The sequence below is a fragment of the Mycobacterium ostraviense genome (assembly GCF_002705925.1).
GTDB classification, from domain to species: Bacteria; Actinomycetota; Actinomycetes; order Mycobacteriales; family Mycobacteriaceae; genus Mycobacterium; species Mycobacterium ostraviense.
In genome coordinates, this window is record NZ_NKRE01000001.1 from 5,621,743 (window position 1) to 5,644,803 (window position 23,061).

At 66.1% G+C, this 23,061-nt stretch carries 15 protein-coding genes and 5 pseudogenes; 10 read left to right on the plus strand and 10 right to left on the minus strand.

Features of this window, described 5'->3' with window-relative positions; all coding sequences use genetic code 11:
- Positions 1-308: 308 nt before the first annotated feature.
- Together CDN38_RS26115 and CDN38_RS29735 are read right to left on the minus strand one after the other, a co-directional pair.
- Positions 309-479: pseudogene (locus tag CDN38_RS26115) on the minus strand (transposase); the annotation flags it as partial.
- Positions 480-601: 122 nt separating this feature from the next.
- Positions 602-826, minus strand: a complete 225-nt coding sequence (locus CDN38_RS29735) for a hypothetical protein (RefSeq protein ID WP_099319267.1) — start codon at positions 824-826, stop codon at positions 602-604.
- 281 nt (positions 827-1,107) lie between these two features.
- Here CDN38_RS29735 and CDN38_RS26130 point away from each other — a divergent pair, with 281 nt between their 5' ends.
- On the plus strand, positions 1,108-1,701 hold the full coding sequence (locus CDN38_RS26130; RefSeq protein ID WP_075513450.1) for a TetR/AcrR family transcriptional regulator: 594 nt from the start codon (positions 1,108-1,110) through the stop codon (positions 1,699-1,701).
- Here CDN38_RS26130 and CDN38_RS26135 read toward each other — a convergent pair whose 3' ends face one another.
- Positions 1,702-2,469, minus strand: a complete 768-nt coding sequence (locus CDN38_RS26135) for a carbohydrate kinase family protein (protein WP_306316104.1) — start codon at positions 2,467-2,469, stop codon at positions 1,702-1,704. It lies immediately after the preceding gene.
- A 371-nt stretch (positions 2,470-2,840) separates the two neighbouring features.
- Between CDN38_RS26135 and CDN38_RS26140 the strand changes: the two genes are divergently transcribed.
- Together CDN38_RS26140 and CDN38_RS26145 are read left to right on the plus strand one after the other, a co-directional pair.
- Positions 2,841-3,470 (plus strand): nitroreductase family protein, encoded by a 630-nt coding sequence (locus tag CDN38_RS26140; protein WP_075513457.1) that lies wholly within the window; start codon positions 2,841-2,843, stop codon positions 3,468-3,470.
- Between the two features lie 44 nt (positions 3,471-3,514).
- Positions 3,515-4,282, plus strand: coding sequence for a fructosamine kinase family protein (locus CDN38_RS26145; protein ID WP_075513451.1), 768 nt, complete (start codon positions 3,515-3,517; stop codon positions 4,280-4,282).
- Positions 4,283-4,351: 69 nt separating this feature from the next.
- Here CDN38_RS26145 and CDN38_RS33220 read toward each other — a convergent pair.
- Positions 4,352-5,034: pseudogene (locus CDN38_RS33220) on the minus strand (PE family protein); the annotation flags it as partial.
- Between the two features lie 7 nt (positions 5,035-5,041).
- Entirely contained in the window at positions 5,042-5,278 is a 237-nt protein-coding gene (locus tag CDN38_RS29740) for a PE domain-containing protein (RefSeq protein ID WP_306316111.1), read from the minus strand.
- 738 nt (positions 5,279-6,016) lie between these two features.
- On the opposite strand from CDN38_RS29740, the gene CDN38_RS26165 reads away from it, so the two are divergent.
- Complete coding sequence (locus tag CDN38_RS26165; RefSeq protein WP_099319269.1) at positions 6,017-7,051, plus strand: NAD(P)H-hydrate epimerase; 1,035 nt, start codon at positions 6,017-6,019, stop codon at positions 7,049-7,051.
- A gap of 345 nt (positions 7,052-7,396) precedes the next feature.
- A complete protein-coding gene (locus tag CDN38_RS26170; protein ID WP_099319270.1) occupies positions 7,397-8,452 on the plus strand; it encodes an LOG family protein in 1,056 nt (351 codons plus the stop codon).
- Between the two features lie 436 nt (positions 8,453-8,888).
- Here CDN38_RS26170 and CDN38_RS26175 read toward each other — a convergent pair whose 3' ends face one another.
- Positions 8,889-10,712 (minus strand): adenylate/guanylate cyclase domain-containing protein, encoded by a 1,824-nt coding sequence (locus CDN38_RS26175; protein ID WP_075513455.1) that lies wholly within the window; start codon positions 10,710-10,712, stop codon positions 8,889-8,891.
- 413 nt (positions 10,713-11,125) lie between these two features.
- On the opposite strand from CDN38_RS26175, the gene CDN38_RS26180 reads away from it, so the two are divergent.
- A complete protein-coding gene (locus CDN38_RS26180) occupies positions 11,126-11,731 on the plus strand; it encodes a Crp/Fnr family transcriptional regulator (protein WP_075513456.1) in 606 nt (201 codons plus the stop codon).
- A 20-nt stretch (positions 11,732-11,751) separates the two neighbouring features.
- Here the strand turns inward: CDN38_RS26180 and CDN38_RS26185 are convergent.
- Together CDN38_RS26185 and hrpA are read right to left on the minus strand one after the other, a co-directional pair.
- Positions 11,752-13,233, minus strand: a pseudogene (locus CDN38_RS26185) (FAD-dependent monooxygenase).
- A gap of 174 nt (positions 13,234-13,407) precedes the next feature.
- Positions 13,408-17,369 (minus strand): annotated as a pseudogene (gene hrpA, locus CDN38_RS26190) (ATP-dependent RNA helicase HrpA).
- Between the two features lie 122 nt (positions 17,370-17,491).
- Between hrpA and CDN38_RS29745 the strand changes: the two are divergent.
- The 3 genes from CDN38_RS29745 (at position 17,492) to CDN38_RS26200 (ending at position 19,634) form a co-directional block, all read left to right on the plus strand.
- Positions 17,492-17,662: a hypothetical protein gene (locus CDN38_RS29745; protein WP_180276389.1), complete on the plus strand. Its 171-nt coding sequence runs from the start codon at positions 17,492-17,494 to the stop codon at positions 17,660-17,662.
- Between the two features lie 504 nt (positions 17,663-18,166).
- On the plus strand, positions 18,167-18,919 hold the full coding sequence (locus tag CDN38_RS26195) for a cobalamin-dependent protein (RefSeq protein ID WP_233027126.1): 753 nt from the start codon (positions 18,167-18,169) through the stop codon (positions 18,917-18,919).
- A 52-nt stretch (positions 18,920-18,971) separates the two neighbouring features.
- Positions 18,972-19,634 (plus strand): cutinase family protein, encoded by a 663-nt coding sequence (locus CDN38_RS26200; protein WP_075509374.1) that lies wholly within the window; start codon positions 18,972-18,974, stop codon positions 19,632-19,634.
- A 36-nt stretch (positions 19,635-19,670) separates the two neighbouring features.
- Here CDN38_RS26200 and CDN38_RS26205 read toward each other — a convergent pair whose 3' ends face one another.
- Positions 19,671-21,287 (minus strand): PecA family PE domain-processing aspartic protease, encoded by a 1,617-nt coding sequence (locus tag CDN38_RS26205; RefSeq protein ID WP_099319271.1) that lies wholly within the window; start codon positions 21,285-21,287, stop codon positions 19,671-19,673.
- A gap of 287 nt (positions 21,288-21,574) precedes the next feature.
- Between CDN38_RS26205 and CDN38_RS31365 the strand changes: the two are divergent.
- A pseudogene (locus tag CDN38_RS31365) lies at positions 21,575-21,790 on the plus strand (FAD-dependent oxidoreductase); the annotation flags it as partial.
- 387 nt (positions 21,791-22,177) lie between these two features.
- Here the strand turns inward: CDN38_RS31365 and CDN38_RS26215 are convergent.
- Positions 22,178-23,061 (minus strand): cyclopropane-fatty-acyl-phospholipid synthase family protein (locus tag CDN38_RS26215; RefSeq protein ID WP_099319272.1); only part of this gene is annotated, 884 nt, incomplete at its 5' end.

Genomic DNA, 23,061 nt, shown 5'->3' on the forward strand with positions numbered 1-23,061 from the left:
CCACCGACCCCGCCGGACACCCGCCGGCGGGGTCATTTCATAGCCGCACATCCTCACCACCAACGCCGCCATCATGCTCATCCTGAATGCCGGTCAACACTTGGGGCGGCAATGGGCCTGCACCCGGAGGCCGAGCTGTCCTGTGCGGCCATCAAGATGGCGGTGGCGGCCCGTGGTGGCCGCGATGCGATCTGGCGCGACGAACTTGAGCAGCGGGTCATTTTCCACACACCGACCGTGGCAGCGCTTATACCGCCAGGGTGTTCACCAAGCTGTGTGCCGAGCTAGGCCGAAGTTCCCCCCCTGTGGGCCTGGCGCACCCACTTGCGCACCGCCTCGGCCGTGCCAACACCAAGTAACCGGGCGACCTCACTGATCGCTGCCCACTCCGAATCGTGCTGATCGCTGATCTCCGCGGCCATCCGCACCGCCCGCTCACGCAGCTCTGGCGGGTATCTCCTCGACGAACCACCTGACATGACTCCATCCTTTCCAAGAACATGACTCCATCCTTTCCAAAGAAATGGAGTCTCCGGACATGCCGGGGCGGTTCACAACGCCGAATGCACTTCCGGTGGCGAGGCCATCCACACCGCGGCTGTCATACCAACCCTCCATAGATGCCATTGGATGCCGCCGCCAATCCGTCGCCGCTGGCATCACGTGGGTCAGTCTCACCGACGCCCGCTTCTGCCCGGCTCCGTTGTTGAGCACCGTGGGTGGCCACCGCGAGCTGCTGGATACCCATTGCGCAAAACACCGGATCGGGCGCCGCAACCACCGGCGCCGCCACACCCTCAGGAGCCACCCGCAACGTCACAATCACAGAACCCCTTTCGAACCACGCGCCGATACAGCTATATGGAATGCAATGCATCTGTATCGGATAGTTGCACAAGTCACTCATTTGGTCAACCCTCGCCGGTTGGCACGAAATGTGGGTGCGACTCGTCATCGGATCAACGGACCACGGCGGCGGAGACAGTCGCGACCGATTACGCGCTCATTGGTGTTCGAACCGAGGCGCCGCGGCTAAATAGCTGTCAAGCGCCGAGCCCCCCGCGGTCTGGGTACGATTCCTGCGACTGCATTCGAAGGAGGTCCGGTGTGCAGAACCCCCGGGCGACAAACGACGACCTGACCGCCAAGGCCCGGATCCGAAACGCGGCATTGGATCTGTACGCGCAGTACGGCGAGGACCGGGTGTCGTTGCGCGCGATCGCGGCCGAGGCCGGGGTGACGTTGGGACTGGTCCAGCACCATTTCAAGACCAAGGCCGGGCTTCGCCAGGCCGTCGACGAGCTGGTCGCGGACTATTTCTGGCAAGCGGTCGCCGAAGTAGACAATCAGGCCGGCCCCGCGGAGGCGGCAACCGCTCGGCGGGAGGCGGTCCAGCGCATGCTGGCCGAAAACCCCCCGGTGCTCAATTACATCCGCCGTGAGGCGTTCGAATTAGAAAAGAATGAGCGGATACCGCTGCTCGATGTGTTGATCGATAACGTTCGCCGTGAGGTCGCCGAACTGCGTGCAAGCGGAGTGGCCTCCACCGGACGTCACGAATCAAAGCAGGCAATCGCCGTGCTGGTGCGGCTCATGGGCGAGCTGTTTCTGCAGCCGTTGGTCGATGCCGCATGGCAGCGACTCCCCCACCGTGATGACGACCCGACGCCGCGAGTGTCCGTGACCATCAAGGACTACTGATCACGTTATTCCGACATCCTCGATATGCGACGAGGAGTCCCGCCCGTCATCGCCGCTCGCGAACGCGTCGACCACATCGAGATCGTATGCGCCGGCGTCGGTTCCGATTCCGGTGGCGACGTGCGCTGCGGTAGCGCATCCGAGGCGAGCCGCTTCTCGAAGGTCGCGTCCGAGCGCGCGCCCGAGTATGAATCCGGCCGAGAACGCATCACCGCAACCGGTGGTGTCGACCACATCAACGGCGAACGCGGGCACTTCGACGGTTTCGGTATCCGAAACGACAACGGCGCCTTTGCTGCCCTGGGTCACCGCCACGCAGCCGGCACCTGCGGCCAGCAGACAACGTGCGCCGGTTACGACGTCGGTCGCGCCGGTGAAACCCAGCACCTGTTCGTCGTTGGGCAACAGATAGTCAGTGTGCGGCAGGACGCCGGCGATCCATTGCAGCAGCCCGGGGTCCCCTGGGGCGAGAATGTCCACAGATGTGCTGAGCCCGTTGCTCTTTGCATACTGCAGCAGCTCGCCGGCCGCCGGACCCCCGAGAAACTCGGGACCGCCCAGGTGAAGGTGCGACGACCGGATTACCTCGTCGAGTTTGAGGTCTTCGAGCCGAAGCATGGCATTGGCGCCCACGCAATGCCAGGCCGGGCGGTCACCATGAGGCCGTACCGGGATGACCGATGCCGAGGTCTGGGCCGCCGTGGTCCGAACCAGCCCACCGACGTCGACCCCTTCGCGGCACAGCATCGCCAGCAGGGCGTCGCCCATCGCGTCGGCGCCGATCGCGCCGAAGGATCGGACTGCTGCTGAGCCGACTCAGAACGACGGCCGTACCACCCGCGGTGCCTGCGGGGGAAATCTTGATCGTCGGAACGAGCTGGCCCTGCGACCCCTCGGGAATGGACGTGACGCCGAGGACGTGGGTGTCGAGGACGTGCACACCCATGACAGCGATCTCGACTCGGGTCATCGGGTGGTCGGCCTTATCCACGTCCGGCACCGATGAGGCGATGGCGGCCGTCTTCGCCAGGGCAACAAAACCACGCGGCCACTCTATGACGATGCCGGTGCGGCGGCATCGCATCCTGGGTCGGCCGTGTTGAATTGTGGTCATGACAGCGCATCAACAGCCCTTGACCATGCCACTCGAAGAGGCGATGCGTACTCAGCGTGCCATCCGTCGGCTCAAGAGCGATCCGGTCGACGAGAGCCTCGTGCTCCATCTACTCGAGCTGGCCATAAAGGCGCCGACCGGTTCCAATACACAGAATTGGGAGTTCATCGTCGTCAAGGATCGCGAAATAGTCGCGAAGCTGGGCCGTTTGAACCGCAGAGCCATGAACCTCGTCAGCCCGATGTACAAGCGTTCCTTCGAACGCCGCGGTGACGAGAAGATGCTTCGGCTGCAAAAGGCCGTGCAATGGCAGGCCGACCATTTCGAGGAGATCCCCGTCGTCGTTGTCGCCTGCCTCAAGGGCGTCATCCCACCCTGGCCGTCGGTCGCGACGAGCAGCGCTTACGGTTCCATTTATCCGGCGGTGCAGAACCTGCTACTGGCCGCGCGTGCGGCCGGGCTGGGTGCGGCATTGATCACCGTGCCGCTGTGGAGCAAGTTACTGGCGCGGCGGGCACTGGGGCTGCCATGGAATGTCACGCCGTGCGCGGTAATCCCTCTTGGCTGGCCGATCGGCAAATACGGTCCCACGACGCGCCGGCCAGTCGCCGAAGTCGTCTCACTCGACAGATACGGCAATCGGGCTTTTCGGTAGTTGAAAGACGTGCGACGGATGACCATCGATCCTCTGAAAGTAGCGTGACCGAGTTCGTCAAGCGCCATGCTGGCGCGTCCGCCGGCTATTTCGCCTGGGAGGCCGCAGGGCTGCAATGGCTTTCACATGTCGACGGCGGCGTGCCGTGCGCCACGGTCGTATCAGTCAACGCAACGAGTCTGACCCTGCGGCGGCTTGATTCGGTGACACCAAGCCCTGAAGCGGCATACGCGTTCGGCGGCCGGCTTGCCGTCACCCACGACGCGGGTGCACCGGCGTTCGGCGCAGGGCCCGACGGGTGGGACGGACCGGGGTTCTTCGGGCCGTTGTCGCAGCTGTTGCCGATGTCGCTACGGCGGCACCAACGCTGGGGCAACTTCTATGCGGAGGAGCGGCTGGTCCCGATGGCCGATCTGGCGGCGGCAGGGCTGGATGCGTCGACCCGAAGCCTGATCGAAGGTGTCGTCAGGCGTTGCCGTGCAGGTGATTTCGACGACGATGACCAGCCTGCTCGGCTGCACGGGGATTTGTGGAGCGGCAATCTCGTGTGGACACCCACCGGGGTGGTGCTGATCGACCCGGCAGCGCACGCCGGCCACCGCGAGACCGATCTGGCGATGCTGGCGTTGTTCGGCTGCGCGCACTACGACGCCATCATCGCCGGATACCAGCAGGTGCGATCGCTGAAACCCGGGTGGCGCAACCGAATCGGGCTGCACCAGCTCTTCCCGCTACTGGCGCATGTTGTGCTGTTCGGCGGCGGGTACGCGCGACAGACGCATGCCGCCGCCCGCGCCGCGTTGGCCCTCTGACGTTCCTGGTCACATCGCGAAATCCGTTGTCGGGGGCCAACGGATGCCGGTATCGGCTCAGCGGTTAGTTTAGACCACCTCGTTACTGTAAGCCCCGTTAACGCAGGTTGCGCCGAACAACAGCCCCCCGGTGCCGCCGGCACCGGGAACGCCGGGGGAACGCCAGGCCCGGCGTTCCCGCCGCCGCCGTTGCCGACCAGCTGGGCGTTGCCGCTGTTGCCGCCGTTGCCGCCGTTGCCGACGGGACCCCCGCCGCTGCCGCTCCCACCGCCGGCGCCGCCAGTGCCCCCGCCACCGAACAGCCCCGCGTTGCCGCCCGTTCCGCCGTCGCCGCCGTTGGCCTGGAAGGAGTTTCCGCCGTCGCCGCCGTCGCCGCCGTTGCCGATCACCAAGGCGCCGGTGCCACCGGCGCCGCCCTTGCCCGCGGTGATCCCACCGATCCCGCCTTCTCCGCCGACTCCGCCGTTGCCGACCAGCAAGCCGGCGTTGCCGCCCGCACCCCCGACGCCACCGCTTTGGTTGCCGCTGCCGCCGGACCCGCCGGCCCCGCCGTTGCCGAAGACCAAGTCCGCCTTGCCGCCGGCCGCGCCGGCCCCGCCGACGCTGACCATGCCCAACCCATTCCCGCCGTTTCCGCCGACTCCGCCGTTGCCGACCAGCCCACTTGCGGCACCGATCCCGCCTTTCCCGGCGATAGCGCCGGCGCCGCCGTCACCGCCGGTGGTGAGGCCGCCGCCGCCCGCCCCGCCGTCCGCTCCGCTACCGAACAGCATGCCGGCGTTGCCACCGGCCCCGCCGTCCTCGCCGGCACCGGTCAGACCTACGCCGCCGGTGCCGCCGTCGCCCCATTGCCGAACAGCACGCCGCCGGTTCCGCCGAAGCCGTCGGCCCCGCTGCCGCCGCGTTCGCAGCGCTCACCACCGACCCCATCGCGGCCAAATCCTCGGCCGCAGCGGCTATCATCTCCGGCGCAGCGATCACAAACGACATTGCCATCTCCTCACCCGCCGAACTCGACGACTCAGTGGTGTAGCGGCCATATGGGCGCCTGCGCGCTGCGGCAATTGCGGTGGTGCAATTGGATTCGACATCAGCAACCTGCCGCCTGCTGCGGGCAGAGCTGATCACCGACCTTTCTTAGGTTAGGGCGAGCGTAATTTCCCTTCAGTCACACGATTGATCTTTCAGGCAGTTTTCAGCGGGCCCACAGCTAATGTTCGGGATGGCGGAACCGGTCTCGGCTGGTCGATGAGTGCCTGCCGGGCCGAGACACCATCGGGGTGCGGGAAGGCGGTATCGACGTACCAGCGCTCGCGGCGACCACGAACAGCGAAAGCACCAGTGCCCAATCATTGTCGTCCCCGATGTCCGACGACGGACCCGACAGCGGATTTCGCGCCGACCTGGCCGAGAAGCCCGGGTCGGCCCCGAGGTAGTTGAATCCCGGGGTCGAACCCGAATGCCGCCAGGTGCAGCATGTGCGCGTGACCGACGCTGTGGCCACCTGCTGAGTAAACCCATGTCAGCGTTGGACTCCCAGGAGTAGCGTGATGCCGGCCGCATGTGAAACCCGAATGCACCACACCAGGAGTGACGATTGCCCGCCGCAATCGAGGCGGAGCCGGGTGAGCGGTCGACGCCTGCGGACCCTATCCGCGCAAATCCGGGACGAGCCGGCAAGCAGACGGGTGATGCCACTTCGGGTCCGAACCCGCCGAGGGCGGTGAGGCCCGCATGCGGTCAACGCCTCGGCACCCCAACGCCGAACCACGACATGATGGGCGCAACGACATGATCTCGATCACCGTGGCAGAACTGGCAGACCTGCTGGTGGAGACCGGCCAACGACACCATCAGGCTTACGCCGACACCGACGGTGCCGACCCTGAGTGGGCCCTGTGGTACAGCGGTTACCTGCAGGCGCGACTGTGGGACCGCGCCGGGCGGTTGCCGTCCCGGAGCCAGCTGGTCGGGCTGCTCCAATCCGCCGAGCGGCGTTACGGCAGTGCTGACGGCTGGCCACTGCGATACGCGGGCCACCTGCTGGCCGGGATCGACGGGAGTGGGCCGCCCGGCGACGTGTTTCCCGCCGTGGCTGCCGACGACATCGGTTGGCTGACCAGGGAGCAGATGGTCGAGGTGGACCGCGTGATGATGCATGACTTGCGTATCGACCTGACTCAGATGATGGAGAACGCCGGTCACCGGCTGGCCCGTTTAGTGCTCGCCCTGGCCGCGCCCGACCGGGTCGCTGTGGTCGCGGGTTCCGGCGGCAATGGGGGCGGCGGTCTGGTAGCGGCACGGCATCTCGCCAACGCAGGCGTCGACGTCGTGGTGACCCTGGGCGGTCCAGCAGATCAGCTGAGTCCGGTGCCGGCCCACCAGTTCGACATTCTGCGGCGCATGAAGGTGGCGACCAGCGACACCGTCGTCGATGCCGACCTCACCGTGGACGCGCTGATCGGCTACTCGCTGCGTGGCGCACCACGCGGGCGCGCCGCCGAGCTGACCGCCGCGATGACGTCCGCCAGTTCGGTGGTCGCGTTGGACACGCCTAGCGGACTTGACGTCACATCGGGAGAGGCACCCGGATATGTCGTCAGCGCCGATGCGACACTGACACTGGCGCTGCCCAAGATCGGTATGCGCAAGGCACCGCAGGTCGGTGCCCTCTACCTCGCCGATATCTCGGTGCCCCGGTCGGTCACCGCCGCACTGGGTCCGCAACCGCCCGACTTTTCCGCCTCGTCGATCCTGCGGGTGGTTTGAGGCCACAGCCAGCGGGCGAAATGCCGTCTTCGGTGCGACCTCGGAAGACATCGCGGGGTTGTCACGAAATATTCTGTACTGCTTGCTGATTCATGTGTCTGACGCGGCCAGATCCGCTGGGCCGAACCTGTTCCTCGCTTACGGCCGAGGTCTGCATATCCAAGTGGAGGTCGATATTGGCCGGCGCGAGCATTGCCGTTTACCGGCAAATCGACTGCTTTCGTTTTAGTTTGTTCTTCAATAGATTCCATGAGCGGTGCGGCTCCTCTCGTGAAGCGATGTGGTCTACCGGAGTCCGCACAGGTTCACCCGACCGATGACCAGACATGAAAGTGCTGAGTTCAGATGCCGAACTTGGAAGTTCCGTTTCAGCCGCTGCGCAACGCGTTGTACACGTCACTGGAGTTGATGAGCGGCTTCGAACCGCACCGGCCACTCAGCTTCGCCGAGACATTGGACTTCCGCTCCTACCGGTACTTCACTGCCAACGGCGGCGCATGCCCCACCGATCCCTACGCCGGAATGATGCAGGCGCTGCACGACCACTCGATCATGCGTGCCCTCACAGTGTTTTTCCACAGCGTCAAGTCACCCACGGTGGCCATCATGGGTGGCCACGACGAGACTCGCGCGACCGCGAACTACGCAAATGTGGCGCGCATCGCGCGGACACTGACCCAGTGCGGCTGCCTGGTGGCCAGCGGTGGCGGTCCCGGCGCCATGGAAGCCACCCATTTGGGTGCGATGCTCGCCAACGCATCGGATCAAGATGTGACCGGCGCACTGAAACACTTGCAGAACCAGCCGACGCTGCCCGACAGTGCGACGGTGGTCTCTTGCACCGGCGAGATCGATACCGCGATGGTGCGCCAGTTGCACGATTGGGCCGCGCCCGCATACGAGATAGCCCAAACATTCGCCGACACCGGGGGGCGCAGCATCGCGGTTCCCACCTGGTATTACGGCAACGAACCAATGTCACCGCTGGCTACGGACGTCGCCAAGTACTTCCAGAACAGCATCCGCGAAGACATCCTGCTCTCCCTGGCGGCCAACGGGATCATCTACACCCGCGGTGCGGCGGGCACACTCCAGGAAGTGTTTCAAAACGCCGCGCAGAACTACTACCCCAGAAATGCGGTGGCGTTCTCCCCGATGATCTTCCTCGGCCGGGAGTTCTGGACCGAGAAGCTGCCCGTGCTGCCGGTCTTGCGGGCCTTGCTCGTCGGCGGCAATAAGCTGGCACCTGAGGACTTTGACCACCTGGTGCGCATCGTCGATACCCCCGACGAGGCCGTCGACGCGCTGCTGCAGCAACGCCCGTCGCCCACGAAGATGATGGACCGCATGCAGGCCGTCGGCTTCGGACCGCTGATGAACGCCACCCGGCCGCTGCCCTGAGCGCGTTCGTGGCCCGAGCTCGGGATCCCGGGACAATTCTGGTTGTTCGCCGGCGGGTCCGGAAGTTGCTATCAGCGTTTGTGGGGCTGTGCCCCGGTGTGGGGAGATGGAAATCGCGTGCTGGTGCGGTTGGGTCGGCGGCTGGTGGCGTCGAGTGTGCGCTGGTGGCGCCGAGTGAGCCGTCAGGGCGGCCGATCGCGGCGGTTCCCGCCCTCCATACACAGTCAAAGCCGCCACCGCACACTTGATGCGGCGGCATGACATCCGACTCGGTGAGCACCTGAGACATCCCCCGAACGCCTGCCATCACAAGCGGTTTGAGCGACGGTGCGGTATCGGCGCGCTGAAAACAGAGCCCAGGTGTGCGTGGGCATTCAAGGCTGCGCAACAGGCCATCCTTGACCAGCAGCATTCGTGGTCACCATGAATTTCCGAGTCAGACAGGTTGATTCGGTTCTTGCGAGGTCAACAGGCGCACAAAACCGACGGGGGCGGCGAAGCCCTTGAGCATAACCGTCTCGTGCCGCTGGGGCACGTCGGCCAGGATTGCCCGTATCGCCGGATCGTCGGCGACGGCGTGTGACAACACGACGTCGCCGCCAACACTCTGGCCCTGCAGGCGTGCGGCCATGTTCACCGTTGAGCCGAAGTAGTCCAGCCGGTCGTTCAACGTCACGACAACGCTGGGACCGGCATGCACGCCCACCTTCAGCACAAGGCCGCCGCCTGCAGATGCCGACGCGGCTATCCCCGCTTGCATGGCGAGCGCTGCGCGGACCGCTCGCGCCGGATCGGTGAACGAGGCCATGACCGCGTCACCGATCGTCTTGACCACCGCACCGTCATGGTCTCGCACGATCGCGGCCAGCAGTGTGAAGTGCTCGCGCACCAGGTTGTAGGCAGTGGCATCTCCGACCCGTTCGTAGAGGGCCGTCGAGCCCCGCAGGTCGGTGAACAGCAACGCGACCTGGCTGACCCCGGCGTCGTCGCCCGGGCGCAGCGTCGCCTCGGCGAACAGATCGCGAAAAGCCTGCAGCGAGATCACTTCTGGTGCCGTTAACGTCTCGCGCGCCCACGTTCGGTCCTCGATCAAGGCTGCCAGCTCGAAGCCGGCGTCATTGACAAAAGTCACCCGGCCCGGTGCGTTCTCCCGATCCACGGCGTCCAGTACCTCCACGCCCGACCCGGTGATGCGCAGACCGGGAAACGCGCCGGACTGGTAGTCGATGTCGACGAAACCGTTGGGATGCAGCGTGCGTAACCGATACGAGCCCGGAGGCAGGTCGACGGTCACGTCGCGCCGCTCCCCCGCAGCCAGCAGAACCTGTACGGCGACGTGTTGCGTCTCCATCGGCCCCGACAGACAGAAACGGCCGCCGGGCAACGGGCGCACTGTGGGCGCCGGCGCGAACGTCAGCTCGACGTTGCGCTCGAAGTCGCGATCGTAGTCGATGTTGCACGACGGGCAGTGCGCACCGTGGGGCAGCTCGGACAGAGTGGCGACGCTGACCTTGGTGCCGCGGCAGTTGGGGCAGAGCAAATCCCACTTCATGCCGAGCAAGCCGACCTTCACGCCGGCGAGACAGGCCTCGGTCGCGACGCGCGCAGGCACGCCGAGATTGCTCGCCAGCGCCTTGGGTCGGAGGCGGCTGAGATCGGTTGCCATGCCGTGCAGGACAAGTTCGGCGAGCCGCGCGCCCAGCCCGTTACCGTAGGGGCCGCGGTCCATTTCACGCGCCATCGCCGCAGCCCGCTCGCGGGCACCGGCGGGCAGTTTGGGCTCCGGCAACACGAACGGCGTCATGCGGTTGGGCGCATGATCGCCGTGAGCAAAGTCGACCGCCTCCACGACGCGTTTTCCCACCGCGTCGCCCGCCTGGGCGGCAAGCCGCGCGCCGAAGAGGCGGCCGACCAAGCTCAGTGGCTCCCATTCGAGTGCATACGTAACGCGTGACCCGCCGTTACCGTCTGGCTCGATATCGAAGACCGGCCCGAAGCGACGAAACGGCCCCTTGGTAAACACGCGCGATTGGCGAAAGTGCCGACCCGAGATCCACTCGTACGGCTTTTCCTCCCATTCCAGCAAGAAGCCCGCCACCCTGGCCTGCCCGCGGCGCAGGACCATACCGTTGGCAAGTGGGGTCTCTTCGAGCGTGTAAGGCGGCAATCCGAGTGCTTCGTTGAACCGGTTGGTATCTGCCAGCACCGGCCACAACTCATCCGGCGGCAGGTCGAATGCCCAGGTCCACGTATGACGCATCGACCGGAACTCTAGACCGCTGGCGGGCGCTACGCGAGGTGTCACCACGTGCCAGGCATCGCAGACTACATTCTGGTCAGCGCTGGTCCGGGTGCCGGCCCGGCAATCCAGCGGAAACCGATGGGCGTAGTACGCGACCGTCCGGTCAGTGTTCTACAGCCCTATACGGTCCTAAAGTGGTTCGTGTTCAACGGATTCCGCGGCGGTGGCACAACAACATGCGGAGCCGCGCAGGCCGAATCTCAACGGATTACGGGCCGCAATATCGCGGCCGCGACGACCTGGATCGCGAGCCACGCTGCCGGGATGTCGCCGGCGGCTCTCGACACGATCGGTGGCGCGGACGATGGTTCCGTAGCGAGACAGAGCGTAGGCTCCCCGATGCCGGGTCACATCGCACGTCAGGAGCCCCTATGAAATCGGATGCGGGATCTGGGGCAGAAGCCCGTCACGGGGATTACGCCCAACGGCTACGCGAGTTCACCGCATTCGACAACTTCTCCGATGCCGAGCTGGAGCTGCTCGCCCGAGTAGCCCATCACACCTCGACGTCCAAGCCATGGCCGATGATTCATGAGCAGACTCCGGCGGACGCCTGCTACATCCTGCTCAGCGGCGAGGCGCGGGTATACGTGGGCCGGGATCCCATTGCCGTGTTGGGGCCGGGCGAGGTGATCGGCGAATCTGTGCTCCGCCGTGGGAAACTGCGGTCTGCGACGGTAACGACGACCGGTCCGGCCGAAGTGCTGCGAATCGAGCGTGACGATCTCGCCAGATTGCTGGAGGTGATTCCCGCGCTGCGTGAAACCATGGACGCAACTGTGGCGCGACATGCGCCGACGGTCGCTGTCCAGCACTCCAAGCCAAAGCCGACACGGGCCAAGGTAAACGCCTCGGCACCGGCGGATCTGGTCGACCGGTTCGAACAGGCCGCCAGCAACGCCGGTATGACCGTCGCGACCGCGCTGGAGGAGGCGCTCTCGCAGTGGATCGAACGAAACGGCACCTCGCAATCCTGAGGAAATCAGTCCGGCCGCCGCTAGCATGTCGAGGCGCTCGCAGCACGCGGTTGCCCGAACCAGGCGGTAAGGGCCGCGCGCAGCTCGAGATCGGACAGACCCGCCACCCAGGCGACATACCCGTCGGGGCCGAATCAACACCGCGTTTGGCGGTGTGACCGCGCCAAGCACCGGAAGCTCCCATTTGCCAACGTATTTCGTATCGGCCAGCTGGACTCTATCGGCCCAGGGCGTGATGTCGAAGCCGCCGGGCTCAGCGAAGTTGAGCAGCACGGGACGGGCACGATGCAACAGGGTGGATACCCGCGTCGGCCCGTCGGCCGTGATCACGTCTAGATCGGGCATGCGGCGACCGAGCAGCGGATGCCCGTCGCCAAACTCGTAACGGATGTCCAGGCCCGACATCATCGCGGCGAATCGGTTGCGAGGCTCTTCCATGCTGAGCAGTTCGGCAACGGTGCCGCGCAACGCCTTGGTGCGGTCATCCAGGCGGCGAAGAAGGGCACCTTGCGCCATGGTGTTGCGTAGCACACGCGCAGCGAACGGGTGCCGTTCGGCATGACAGTAGGTGTCCAGCAGACCGTCGGATGATATCTGGCCTACCACATGACCCAGCTTCCCTGCACACCGGTGTTGAGCCCCTGACCACCAACCGGGTGATGCACATGCGCGGCATCACCGGCCAGCAGCACCCGTCCGCTGCGGTAGGCCGCGGCTTGGCGCGCCATATCGGTGAACCTGGAAATCCATGCGGCCCTGCGGATCCCGTAATCTGTTCGGTACACTGCGACGAGCGCCTCGCGCAGATCGCGCAACGTGGGTTCGCCGGTACGTTGAAGGTGTTGCTCGGTCACCATGACGCGCACCGGCCCCCCACCGTCGCTGTTGCTGAGGGCATGGACACCGAGCGCGTCGTGGCGGATGCCCCACTCCGGCTTCTCGCCTTTCCCGGAGGCCATTTCGACTTCGGCGATCAAGTAGCTGGTTGTCGGATCCCACCCCGGAAAATCGATCCCGGCCGTCTTGCGGATCACACTATGTCCGCCATCGCAGCCGACCAGATACTGCGCTCGAAGCGACCGGCCGTCGGCCAGCCTGACATCGACGCCGGTGCGGTCTTGGGCGACGCCCGTCACCTCACATCCGCGATAGATCGGCACCCTCAGCTCGCCGACCCAGCCGGCCAGGATGTGCTCGATATGGTTCTGCCACAGCGCCAGCCCATACGGGTGCCGAGTCGGGAAGTCGCTGATGTCCAGATGTATTTGCGAGAACCCCGTGACTTGGGCCAGCTGCCCGTGTGCGAGGAATCGATCAGCGATTCCGCGCTGATCGAGGACCTCGATGGTACGGGAATGCAGACCGCCCGCGCGCGCGCCGATGAGCCGCTGGTCGGCGCGCCGCTCGATAACGGCAACGTCGGCTCCTGCCAACGCTAATTCGCCGGCCAACATCAGCCCGGTCGGTCCCGCCCCGGCCACCAGCACCGCATGGTCGGCCATCCGGGTGGCCTCTCGGCGCGACTCATTTTCTCCCGACAGCACCCGCAATTTCGCCCCCAATTCCGTGAGTTATGGCCACGGCCAGTGATTTTGCGGCATGACCGGGGTCTTGCCGCATGCCCCCAGATGCCGTATATGGTGAGAGCGAGAAATTCTGAAACAGCGGTTTCTACATCACGCCCGCTGAGACCACACGGCGTCGATCGCGCGATAGATCCGCTGCTCGCTGACCGCCCGCGGCGTGCCAAGCTGCTGGGCCCACAGGCTGACTCGCAGCTCCTCGATCAGGCGCGCGATGTCCCGGACGTCGCCGGCTGCCGCCCGTGCCGCGGGTAGCCCCTGCAGAAGTTCCTGGCAGGCGTCTTGCACGGCGTGCACCCGCTGCATCCGCTCCCGGTCGGCGTCGATCCCGTACGGCAGCCTCTCGAGGCGCCGGCGGATGGCGGTCAGGTAACGGGTCAGATCGGCGAGATGCGCGCGTCCGGTAGCGGTGACGAACCCCGGCGGCAACAGCCGGTCCAGCTGCGCGCGGATGTCGGTAATCGCATCGGTCTGTGCCGCAGGCGGTTCAGCGGGCAGTAACAGCCGCACGTCCTGCGCGGCGGACAACGCCTTCTCGACACGGCTCACGATGTCGACGGTCATCGGCACGAGATTCTGCGCTACCCGATCGCGCAGCGCGGTGAACTCGTCAAATGTCCACACCGGCGCAGGCGCCAGCGCGTCCACCGCAGCGTCGGCGCAGTCGTCGAGCAGCGCGGGCACCGAGCCGTCCGGGTTCGCGCCGAGCGTCAGGCGCGTCCGTGGATCGAGTTGGCGGTCAACGGCTTTGAGAGGTGCGGTGACGGTCAGTCGTAGCAACCGCCGGATGCCCGGACCCATCGCGCGTTCCTGCTCGACCGGCGTGGCGAACACCCGTAGGTCAACCGCGCCGCCCGCGTCGACGAACGCCGGAAAACCCCGCACGGTGCGCTCGTCGACCGTGCGCTCTACAACCCGCGGCACCTCGGGCAGATCGTCGGGCCAAGTGCGCAACACGGTGCGTTCCACCTCCCCCGCGACCGCATGCGCAACGGCCTGCCGGGCCGGTGTCGCCAGCCGCTCCTGCAGCGCACCCAAATCCTTGCCGCGGGCGACCTCGGTGCCGTCCCGGGACTCGACGGCGAACGTGACCCGCAGATGGGGCGGCAGCTTGTCCAGGTCGAAGGCGTCGATGGGCACCAAAACACCAGCGCGACGCCGCAATTCACGCTGCAACGCCGTCAGCAGCGACTCCTGTCCCGGCTCGATCCCGGCCAGCACGGCGCGGGCGGTATCGGGAGCGGGAACGAAGTTGCGGCGCAAGTCTTTCGGTAGCGAACGGATCAGCGCGGTAACCAGTTCCTCCCGCAATGCCGGCACCTGCCAAGCGAATTCGTCGCCACCCAAACGCGTCAGCACGTCGATCGGGACGTGCACCGTGACACCGTCGTCGGCGGCGCCGGGCTCGAACCGGTAGGTCAGCGGCAACGCGACATCGCCGGTCCGCCACACGTCCGGCCGATCGGCGCCGGCGGTTTCGTCGGCGCGCAGCAGGTCGTCGCGGCTGAACGTGAGCAGGTCCGGTGTCCGGTGCCGCTGCTTCTTCCACCACGCGTCGAAGTGGCGCGCCGAGACGACGTCGGGGGGAATGCGGGCGTCGTAGAGCGCGTAGACGTCGTCGTCACCGACGAGCAGATCGCGGCGACGGGCCCGCTCCTCGAGGACCTCGAGCTCGGCCCGCAACCGTGCATTGTCACGCAGGAAATGATGGCGGGTCTGCCAGTCGCCCTCCACCAGTGCGTGCCGGATGAACAGTTCCCGCGCCAGCTGCGGCTCGACGCGGGCATATCCGACGCGGCGGCGCGCCGCCAGCGGCAGCCCGTAGAGCGTCACCCGCTCGTAGGCCGGCACCTCGCCGCGCTTGCCGTCCCAGTGCGGTTCGCTGTAGGTGCGCTGCACCAGGTCGCCGGCGACCCGCTCCACCACTTCCGGCTGGATGCGCGCGGCGGTCCGGCCGTACAGGCGGCTCGTCTCGACCAGCTCTGCCACCATGCCCAGCGCGGTGGCCGCTTGCTGAGCACCGAGCCGGGCGCGAGAACGAACCGGGAATTGCGCGCACCCAGATACTCGCGCGCGTCCTCCCTGCGCATTCCCACATGCGACAGCAACCCGGCCAGCAGCGCCGCGTGGATGCGGGCCGGCTCAACGTCGTCGTACTCGACCCCGGACTCGGCCAGGCCCAGGTCCCGGGCGATGCTGCGCAGCTGCCCGACCAGGTCCTGCCACTCCCGGATGCGCAGATAGTGCAGGAATTCGTCGCGACACAGCCGCCGAAAAGCGTTGCCCGACAATTCCCTACGCTGCTCACGCAGATAATTCCAGAGGTTGAGGTAGGACATGAAGTCGGAGTTCTCGTCGGCGAAGCGGGCATGCCGCTGGCGAGCGGCCTCCTCGCGGTCGGCCGGGCGCTCCCGTGGGTCGGGGATGGTCAGAGCCGCCGCCAGCACCAGCACCTCCGGCACGCATCCCTCGGTCTGGGCCTGCAGAATCATCCGGCCCAGCCTCGGGTCGAGCGGCAGCCGCGCCAGGCGGCGGCCCAGGTCGGTGATCGCGCCGTCGCGGTCGAACGCGCCGAGCTCCTGCAGCAGCTGCACACCATCGCGGATGCTGCGCCGATCGGGCGGGTCGAGGAACGGGAAGTTCTCGACATAACCTGGTGGCGCACCGAGCCGCAGCGCCGCCATCTGCAGTAGCACCGCGGCGAGGTTGGTCCGCAGTATCTCGGGATCGGTGTAGCGCGGGCGGGCCGCGAAGTCCTGCTCGGAGTAGAGGCGGATGCACACGCCCGGGGCGAGTCGACCGCACCGCCCGGCCCGTTGTGCGGCAGACGCCTGTGAGATCGGTTCGATCGGCAACCGCTGCACCTTCAGCCGGCGGCTGTAACGCGAAATGCGGGCGTTGCCGGGGTCGACGACGTAGCGGATCCCCGGCACGGTCAGTGACGTCTCGGCCACGTTGGTCGCCAGCACAACGCGGCGTCCGGTATGGGGCGCGAACACCTTCTGTTGTTCGGCGGTGGGCAGCCGGGCGTACAGCGGCAGCACCTCGGTATTCGTCAAGTCTGTCAAAGCCTCTGCGGTGTCGCGAATTTCACGTTCACCGGACAAGAACACCAGGACATCGCCGGGCGGTTCGGCCTCGAGTTCACCGATCGCGTCGACGATCGCCTCGATTTCGTCGCGGGTCTCGGTGCGCACGATTTCGTGGTCGGGATCGTCGGGATCATCCTCGGAGCCTGGCGAAACGGCGACTTCCAATGGCCGGTAGCGGATTTCCACCGGATAGCTGTGTCCGGACACCTCGACGATCGGGACGCTGGGCCCGATGTCGGCTCCACCGAAATGCGCCGCGAAGCGCTGCGGCTCGATCGTCGCCGAGGTGACGATCACCTTCAGGTCGGGTCGGCGCGGCAGCAGCTCGCGCAGGTAACCCAGCAGGAAGTCGATGTTGAGGCTGCGCTCGTGAGCCTCGTCGAGAATCAGGGTGTCGTAGCGCAACAGGCGGCGGTCACGCTGAATCTCGGCGAGCAGGATGCCGTCGGTCATCAGCTTGACCAAGGTGCGGTCGCTGACCTGGTCGGTGAACCGGACGGCGTAGCCGACCACGTCACCGAGCGGTGTGTGCAATTCGTCGGCGATGCGTTGCGCGATGGTGCGCGCGGCCAGCCGTCGCGGCTGGGTGTGTCCGATGGTTCCGCGGACGCCGCGGCCGAGTCCGAGGCAGATCTTGGGCAGCTGGGTGGTCTTTCCCGAACCGGTTTCGCCGGCAACGACGACCACCTGATGCGCCCGCAGCGCGTCGGCGATCTCCTGGCGTCGCTCGACGATCGGCAGGTCAGGATAGGTGATCGTGGGGACGGCGGCTTGCCGCGCGGCCACCAGAGCTTCGGCCGCCGCGATCTGGTCGGTGAGCTGTCGCAGCTCGTCGGGCTGGGTACCGCGGAGATTCTTCAGGCGCCGGGCGAGGCGCGCCGCGTCGCGGATGGTCAGACCGTCGAGTCGGCTGCGTAACTTCGCGCTAGACGTTTCGGTGGACGGCTCGGACACTCCGGCCAGGATAGGCGTCAGCCGGCTGCCGCGGCGACAGGTTACCAACCGCGTGCGGCAGGGTATGGGGTGGCGAGGGGCTCGCACCGACGCCGGGCCAACCGCAAAATCCGACCTCGACGGAAGCGCAGATGACTGAATTCGATAGCGAGCACCTGGACCACTCTCAGAAGCTGGAGAACATCGTCGACCGGCTCGATGAAAAGGTCGCCGATGAACGCGAAGCAGAAGGTGTTCCAGGCAAACCCAGCGACCGGGAACGTGCTGCTGCCGGTGGCTCGGAGGACGAGCCGCCGGATTAGCCGGCGCCGCGACGTATCGGCACCGGCCTGCAGTTGTGCTGCGATGCGGTATTTAGGGCCGGCGACACATGGCGGACCGATTTCGGCTGCCGGCAGATTTGTGCCCCGAACAGGCATCCCCCGATGGGCGGACATGGTATTCATCCAACGTATCGGTCGATCGGCGGACAGACCGCCTTGGGGAGTAAGGGAAAGATAAGAAGAAATCCCTAACGCCTGGCATGGCTGAGATAGCGCATTGCCAAGAATGACGATGTTGTTGGCTGAGAACCGTTTTGAGACATCACCGCCAGTGGGAGTCCGGCTGCGCGGGCGGCCCGCGTCGTGGCGGTCGGACGTCAGTGGGTGCTCGTTGCTGGTTGGTGGTGTGGGTCGGGTGGTGGCGTGACGGTTTTGTTGGTCAATCCTCCGGGGGTCCGCGCCAACGGGCGATCCTATGTTGGGGCGCAAAAACTTTCGGGTCCGTGGGTGTATTCGTCGATGCCGATGGAGCATTTGGGGTTGATGTCGATCAAGGCTTACGCCAAGGCGCGTGGGCTTGAGGTTGTGACGGTCAATGGGTTGGTGGCCGGGCATGAGGGTGTGGAGCAGACGTGGCAGGCGATGCTGGCTGCGGTGGCGGTTTCGGGTGTGCCGCGGTTGGTGGGGTTTTCGTGTATCGACACCTTTGCGGAGGTGTTGTGGTTGGCGCGGCGGGCGCGGCAGTGCTGGGAGGGTGTGCAGATCGCGTTGGGCAATGTGATTGCCACGTTGAACTATGAGCGCATTTTGGATGAGTATGACTGTTTTGATTTCGTGGTGGTCGGCGATGGCGAGGTGAAATACCGGCATCCCTTCAAGTTCCTCAGCAAGATCACGCCGTGTCCGGGAACGCCGTTGTACCAGGCGTATTCGGCGGCAGGCTATCTGAGTGCGGAATGGCCTCTGGGGGTAATGGGACTTCGTCGACCCGCAAGCCGCCCGGGTCTACGCCGACCTGGTCGCCCGCATCGTCCCCGACGAGAACATCAGCTACGACGAGGCCGAAGCATTCTTCCTGGCCCGCCTCGACGAATGGAACAACGCCAGCGCACCCCAAATCGCTGGAATGGCAGACCAGGACGCCGGCGCGGCGGCCACCCAGACCGACCGCAAGACGATCAAGGCCCCCCAGCTACCGACTGTCCATTCGGTCCGAACCGAGCGTTCTTCGCTTCAGCTGGTTCAAAATTGAGGGTCCTGGTTCGCCGACCCTTTTGGGCGGCGCCGGCGGTATAGCTGCCCGACCCCGCCGGCACCGTGCTCGCCAGCGATATGTCAGCATGTGCGGATGACTGCACGCAGCCTTGCTCGCATCGTTGGTGTCGTGGTTGTGACGGGGTGGGCGCTGCTGAGCGCAGCCGTCGTCGGCCCCGCCGCTCAGGCCGACCCGTGCTCCGACGTCGCGGTGGTGTTCGCTCGGGGCACCCATCAGGCGGCTGGCCTCGGGGACGTCGGCCAGGCCTTCGTCGACTCGCTCAACTCGCAGGTCGGAGGGCGTTCCGTGGGGGTCTACGCGGTGAATTACCCCGCCAGCGACGACTATCACGCGAGCGCGTCAATCGGTTCCGACGACGCAAGTGCTCACATCCAGGACACCGTCGCGGGTTGCCCGAACTCGAGGATCGTGCTCGGCGGCTACTCTCAGGGCGCGGGAGTGATCGATTTGGCATCGTCGGCGATGCCGGCCTCGGTGGCCGATCATGTGGTCGCGGTGGCCCTCTTCGGCGAGCCGTCCAGCGGGTTCTCGAGTATGTTGTGGGGCGGCCAACCGTTGCCGACCATCAACCCGCTGTACAGCTCCAAGGTCATCAGCATGTGCGCCGCTGACGATCCGATATGCACCGGCGGCGGCAACATCATGGCGCACGTTTCCTACATCCAGTCCGGGATGACAACCCAGGCAGCCACCTTCGCCGCCAACAAGCTCGGTCAGGGCAGCGAACGCGCCTAGCCGCACACGGCCGATTACCGGGTCGGGCCCGGCCGGCTAATGAAACACTGTCGTCCCGACACCGGAGGGGGCGTAGGAGATGTACACCGGTTGCAGCGCGAAGGGCACATACCCGGTGTTCATCAGGCCACTGGAAATGACCCGGGGACCGTTCCCATTCACGGTGTACTCGTACAGCAGCGTCGAACCGTCGTTGGTGTAGACCTGGATGTGCGTTCCGTCCGGCACGTTCCCGGAAACCTGGCCGGTGCCGAGCACCGATGCCGGCATGGTACCCAACACGCCGCCGGAATCGACGATCATCGGAACGTTCTGCAGAGGCCCGAAGCCGCTGCCGGTGTCGATCTTGAGACCCAGTGTCGCGATCGGCGATCCGGTAATGGAGTCTCCCCCGAGCAGCGGATCGGGACCGAACCGCATCGTGCCCTCGGGGATGTTGATGAGCACACCCTGATTGAGGTCGCCCGCCAGCGCCTGGTTCGGAATGCTGGGACCGGGGCCGGTCGCATTGGGTCCGATGCCCAACACACCGTTTACACCTGCGGGCGCAAAATACCCGGAGAATGTTTGCGGGAATGACAGCAGGACGACGTTGACGTTGGTCGGCGGGGTGGCGATGCCGTTCCCGAAATCGACCGGCGCTTGGTACGTGGCATAGAGGTAGGTCAGCCCGCCGCTGTAACCGCTGAGTCCGAAACTGGTCGGCAAGCCCATACGGAACAGGCCGAATATCCCCCCTACTTCGTTGGGCGTGACGACTAGACCGGCGGATCCGGTGTCGACCAGTACGGGCACGTTCGGTCCGCCGTTGACGGAGATGTACACCACCGGCTCGGTGACCGCGTACATGGTCAGCGGAACCGTTCGGCCGTCCAGACCTGGCCCGCTGATCCCGGCGTTGCCCCACAACAAGCCGCCGCGCCCGCCGGCGCCGCCGGTGCCGAGAATTCCGCCGTCGCCGAGACCGCCGGCACCACCGCCCCCGCCCCAACCGAACAGGCCCGCAGCGCCACCGACGCCACCGGTCCCGCCAATGGTGAGCGAAGCTCCCCCGGGTCCACCGGGCCCGCCGATGCCCCACAGCCAGCCACCGTTACCGCCGGCCCCGCCCGGTGCGCCGGTTCCGCCGGTACCCCCGGCACCGCCATTGCCGAGCAGCCCGGCCGGACCACCAGCCCCGCCGGGCACTCCCGACGCCGTCTGGGAATAACCGTTGCCGCCGTTGCCGAGCAGCAGCCCGCCCGCCGCGCCGTTCGGACTCGACGCCGTCCCGTGTGCGCCATCTCCGATCAGCGGGCGACCCAACAGCGCCAGGGCGGGTGCATTCACCACGCCCAGCAGATCGCTTTGTGCCGTCTGCAACAGCGACGCAGCCTGGGCTTCTCCAGCCTGATAGGACCCGGCCGACGAGTTCAGCGTCACCACGAACTGCTGGAAAAAGGTATTGGCCTGGTTGCTGAGCGCCTGGTATTCCTGACCGAACCCGGCGAACATGGTGGCCACCGCCGCCGACACCTCGTCAATGCCGGCGGCCGCAAGCACAGTTGTCGGTCCGGCAGCTGCCGCGTTTGCCGCGGTCAGCGCCGAGTTGAGGCTCTCCAGATCCGCTGCCGCCGACGCCACGATCTCGGGAGCCACGACCAGAAGTGACACGCCGCTCCCTCCACGTCATTTGCCCACCCGTGTGCGCATTAAGCGTATCCAGGTCCTGCCTCGGGAAATGCGTTTTCGGCATAGCGGCCCTATGTCGCGTCACGAATCGGCCCGGGGATCTCGCGTCGCCTTCCTGACTGACCTCAGTCAACCGGTGCGGCCTTCGCGCAGTACGAAATCGCCGGTGGCGGGTAGGTAGTGTCTGCACGCGGGTTGATCGGAAGGTCGGGGTACGCGGATCATCCTCGAAGTGGACCCGTCGGCGGTACCAAAGGAGCGCGGTTCCCCTGGTCGATCAGCTTGTCGACAGCTTCAAGGCTCAGGGCCGGATCGTCATCGTCGGCGCGTCCCTGGCAGGTCTGCGTGCAGCAGAAGCCTTGCGGAACAACGGATTTCGTGAAGCGCTCACCATCATCGGCGACGAGCCGCACGAACCCTACGACCGGCCGCCGCTATCCAGGCAGGTGTTGAAGGGCTGGGTTCCCGCCGACCATACCGGGCTGGCTAAGTATCGCGGGACCCGCCGGCGGCAAGGCTGCATGAGTCGATCAAAGCCGGCCTATAGGTAGCCGCACCGCACTCGCATTGCCAACAGATATGCCGTCCGCAGGAACATTGGATGGTGGCCACGATCATGTGCCCGGGCAACAGCCAGTGGCCACGCCCGCAGCGCCGGGGCGGTCGGTCCGCCCAGTGCGCTGCCGAGCCATGCGCCAACTCGCCGACGTCAACACTCACCGCAACACACTCGCATCCGCTTGTGGATCAATTCCAGGGTGAACGCCGAATCGTTATGCTTCGTTTTCCGCTCTTGGCCGTGTCGTTGCATCCGAAGCGGTGCCGGGCGCTCCCCCGCTTTGGCCACCTGTCGCCAGGGTCGGCGCGAAGCGCTACTTCTGCAAGGTGAACTGGTTGACGTCTATGTAGCCGGTGCGGAACGCCTTGGCGCAGCCGGTCAGGTACTTCATGTAGCGCTCGTAGACCTCTTCGGACTGGATTGCGATGGCCTCATCCTGGTGCGCCTGCAGCGCCTGCGCCCACAGGTCCAGGGTCCGCGCGTAGTGCTGTTGCAGCGACTGGCGCCGGGTCAGCGTGAATCCCGACTTTGCCGAGCGCTCCGCCACCATGTCGATCGACGGCAACCGGCCACCGGGGAAGATCTCGGTGACGATGAACTTGACGAAGCGGATGATGTCGATCGAGATGGGCAGACCCTGCTCGCTGAGCTGCTCTCGGGTCAGTCCGGTGATGGTGTGCAGCAACATCACGCCGTCGGCGGGCAGAACCCGGTACGCCATGGCGAAGAAGTCGTCGTAGCGGTCGTGGCCGAAGTGCTCGAAGGCGCCGATGGACACGATCCGCATCACGCCGTCGGCGGGCAGAACCCGGTACGCCATGGCGAAGAAGTCGTCGTAGCGGTCGTGGCCGAAGTGCTCGAAGGCGCCGATGGACACGATCCGGTCGACGGGCTCGTCGAACTGTTCCCAGCCCTTCAGCAACACCGTCCTGCCGCGCGGGGAGTCCATCTCGTCGAAGGTTTTCTGGACATGGGCGGCCTGGTTCTTCGACAAGGTCAGGCCGATGACGTTGACGTCGTACTTCTCGATGGCCCGGCGCATGGTGGCGCCCCAGCCGCAGCCCACGTCGAGCAGCGTCATCCCGGGTTGCAGGCCCAGCTTGCCCAGCGCCAGGTCGATCTTGGCGATCTGGGCCTCTTCCAGGGTCATGTCGTCGCGCTCGAAGTAGGCGCAGCTGTAGGTCTGGGTCGGGTCCA

Bases quoted from the DNA above. Each gene is read 5' to 3' on its own strand.
- CDN38_RS26135 (WP_306316104.1), bottom strand. From the start codon at position 2,469: ATGGGCGACGCCCTGCTGGCGATGCTGTGCCGCGAAGGGGTCGACGTC.
- CDN38_RS26140 (WP_075513457.1), top strand. From the start codon at position 2,841: ATGCCACTCGAAGAGGCGATGCGTACTCAGCGTGCCATCCGTCGGCTC.
- CDN38_RS29740 (WP_306316111.1), bottom strand. From the start codon at position 5,278: ATGGCAATGTCGTTTGTGATCGCTGCGCCGGAGATGATAGCCGCTGCG.
- CDN38_RS26165 (WP_099319269.1), top strand. From the start codon at position 6,017: ATGCGGTCAACGCCTCGGCACCCCAACGCCGAACCACGACATGATGGG.
- CDN38_RS26170 (WP_099319270.1), top strand. From the start codon at position 7,397: ATGCCGAACTTGGAAGTTCCGTTTCAGCCGCTGCGCAACGCGTTGTAC.
- CDN38_RS26175 (WP_075513455.1), bottom strand. From the start codon at position 10,712: ATGCGTCATACGTGGACCTGGGCATTCGACCTGCCGCCGGATGAGTTG.
- CDN38_RS26180 (WP_075513456.1), top strand. From the start codon at position 11,126: ATGAAATCGGATGCGGGATCTGGGGCAGAAGCCCGTCACGGGGATTAC.
- CDN38_RS29745 (WP_180276389.1), top strand. From the start codon at position 17,492: ATGACTGAATTCGATAGCGAGCACCTGGACCACTCTCAGAAGCTGGAG.
- CDN38_RS26195 (WP_233027126.1), top strand. From the start codon at position 18,167: ATGTCGATCAAGGCTTACGCCAAGGCGCGTGGGCTTGAGGTTGTGACG.
- CDN38_RS26200 (WP_075509374.1), top strand. From the start codon at position 18,972: ATGACTGCACGCAGCCTTGCTCGCATCGTTGGTGTCGTGGTTGTGACG.